The 2,702-nt window shown below is 41.2% G+C and carries 4 protein-coding genes; 2 read left to right on the forward strand and 2 right to left on the reverse strand.

Annotation, left to right across the window (positions count from 1 at the left end):
- Positions 1-449 (forward strand): GNVR domain-containing protein (locus tag FXV75_RS16290; protein WP_316247127.1); only part of this gene is annotated, 449 nt, incomplete at its 5' end.
- Between the two features lie 213 nt (positions 450-662).
- The gene (locus tag FXV75_RS16675; protein WP_316247128.1) at positions 663-812 is read left to right on the forward strand and encodes a hypothetical protein; all 150 of its coding nucleotides are present in this window, start codon (positions 663-665) and stop codon (positions 810-812) included.
- A gap of 182 nt (positions 813-994) precedes the next feature.
- On the opposite strand, the gene FXV75_RS16625 is transcribed toward FXV75_RS16675, so the two are convergent.
- On the reverse strand, positions 995-1,189 hold the full coding sequence (locus FXV75_RS16625; RefSeq protein ID WP_262368622.1) for an MBL fold metallo-hydrolase: 195 nt from the start codon (positions 1,187-1,189) through the stop codon (positions 995-997).
- A 449-nt stretch (positions 1,190-1,638) separates the two neighbouring features.
- The gene (locus FXV75_RS16300; protein WP_148835510.1) at positions 1,639-2,394 is read right to left on the reverse strand and encodes a SapC family protein; all 756 of its coding nucleotides are present in this window, start codon (positions 2,392-2,394) and stop codon (positions 1,639-1,641) included.
- Positions 2,395-2,702 lie beyond the last annotated feature (308 nt).

The raw sequence follows: 2,702 nt of genomic DNA on the forward strand, positions 1-2,702 counted from the left end.
AAGTATTTAAAAGTATGGTGACTATTTCAGAGGACAAAAACAGTGGGTTAGTGACCTTGGCAATTACTCATCTCTCCCCTACCATTGCAAAACAATGGGTCGATTGGTTGGTCATCGACTTAAACGCATACATGAAGCAAGAATCACTAGACGATACCCGACGTAACATCGGATATTTAGAAGGACAAATTGAAAAAACCAGCATTTCAGACATGCAATCTGTTTTCTATCAACTTATCGAAGAGCAAACGAAAACTCTCATGCTTGCCCAAGTGCAAGAAGAGTTTGCCTTTAAAATCATCGACCCAGCCGTTGTACCAGAAGAAAAAGCCGGCCCCAAACGTGCCCTAATCTGTGTCCTCGCCGTCTTACTCGGCGGCATGCTTGGCGTTGCCATCGTTCTAATACGCTTCGCCTTCACGAAGAAAGATGAACCAACCACAACCTAACCTTCTCGACATAAATGCGCGACTAATAAAACCAACACACCTGAACTGCTCAAGGCTAAAGCCGACGAGCTTTCAAGATATCAGCCTCTAGTTTTCACATTTAACTGCAATCACATTGTGTTCCATTATCAGTACTCATGAAGTCATTAAAATAAAGCCGCATTAAATCAAGCTTGGGCAGCGCGTCTTGATCATGAGGTTGGCCGCATTAATATGGCCAATTGGATCATCCGACTGGATGAGGTCTTTAAACCGCTGATCAACCTAATGCGGGAACAGCAAAACCTAGGTCAGTACAGTCAAGCGTTTGGTTTGGCAAATGGTGGGAGTCTTGACTCTGAAAATACCATAAGTCGATCCTGATATGTGACCGGCTTGATACAGCTTGAGTTGTACCTGCGTTTTACCTGTTTTGTTGTCGATTTTATTTGTTGTGTTCGTTAGAGGAATCTCTGCCCATTGGCCGTATTTAATGGGGATTCACTGGGACGCCAATCGCTCTAAACAGGTTTCGATGATACTGGCGTTGCGCGTCAGCCCGACTTTTATGCGTCTTCAATGGCCAAGGGTAAAAGCGCGGCACTGGGTTCAGAACAATAAATTGGCCTTGTGAATCCCGTTGCCAGTAGGTAAAGTAGATGCCCCACATGGTCGATGTGGACATGAGTGATAAACAACGCCTGCACAGCAGATAAATCAAACTCAATCACCAACTGGCTGGCATTAGCACCCCAATCCAACCCGTAGACCGGATGAGTCTAGGCAGGGTGTGTTATCCGGCGTTGGGCATCGGCCTACGCCAAAATCACCACAATAGAACCTCTATAAACCCACGGTATTTTTTTATTTAACGATAAAAGCGGGTTGAGTAGGTTTTCTTTGTTATATTGAAAAGCTATGCCTTCGGTGGCTAAACAGATTTTCAATCAGCTGCTCATGCTGGTGATCTCCGCGTCTAGGTAGTCAGCAATTACACACTATGCCAAAGGTGGGTTTACTTTATGGGTTTGTGATTTATTTAACTATTGAATACCCACAAAAAAACATAAAAAAAACGCCTTATAAAAAAAGCGCTTTTTTGCTGTTCTAAATAACTAATCTATCTATAAAAACGGGTCTGATTAATTGTCAATAAGATGAGGTACGGTTGCCTCACCTTATTTTAAATTACAGTGCTACTTTGAGAAGCCTATTGCAAATTGGTTTCTGCGTCGTCTGCAATGGCGGGGCTTTCAATGCCGCTTACGCCTTGCTTAAGAAGAGCGAGGCGCTCAATTTGTGAAAGAGAGGTTAGGTGTGAATACAATGGCGCCAAATAACGTTTCTCTTTGATTTCAAGGAATTTCTTGTCAGAAAGATTGTTTAGGCGTTCCTCGTTAATCACATAACAACCGGTTACGTTTTTAATTTGATCTGCCGCACGCACGCGCATGTTTAGAGGCGTAAATAGGTTGTTTTCCGCTAGGAAATGGCAAAATGCTTTTGTGAAGGCTTCCATTTGCTGAAGTTCGCCAAGGTAGCGTTTTACATTTTCGATTACTTCAGTTGGTTCCCCTTTTTCATTGAACAAAGGTTGGCCATCTTCTGTGCTAACGTAATCGCTGTCTTCATCCACACATACAGTGAAAGTATCCTGATCAGGATTTTTTGCTAGAGCAAAAGGGTAGCGACGAATAATGGCCGGTACATAGGATGCTTGCCATTTGCCGTCTTCACCAACAAACAAGTTTTCACCTGCGTCTAGGCTAAGCAAAGTCACTGGGCGGAATTCGTCTTGAGCTTTATCTTCTAAGAAAACAATAGGGTACACAGAAGCTGCGCGCACAAATTCATGAACCATGATGGATGCAATGTGGAACTTGCTGGCAAACTCGAAACTTTCAATCGGTTTTACTTTTAGATTTGCGTGTTGCTCTTTGTTGATTGGTGTTAATTTACTAAACATAAGAATTCCTTAGTGCTTTTTTAAAATTTCTGTTGTGACAAATAGTTAATACATTTTAATTGTTTAATGTGTTTTACACTCAAACTAATTTAATATTAAGCCATGTTTATACGAAATACGATAGCGACTATCATTGATTATCAGTAGTCGTTAGTGGTTATCATCATTAATCAGTAAATGTTACTTTTTATCAGATTTTATCAGATTTTTTCATTTAATATCATGATCTTAATGCTTTGATTTTAATGAAAATTGTTACAAGAAGAGACCTTTGCATGAGCAGTCGATCTAGCCATATTGCTTGCCAA

Source organism: Marinomonas sp. IMCC 4694, assembly GCF_008122525.1.
Lineage (GTDB): Bacteria > Pseudomonadota > Gammaproteobacteria > Pseudomonadales > Marinomonadaceae > Marinomonas.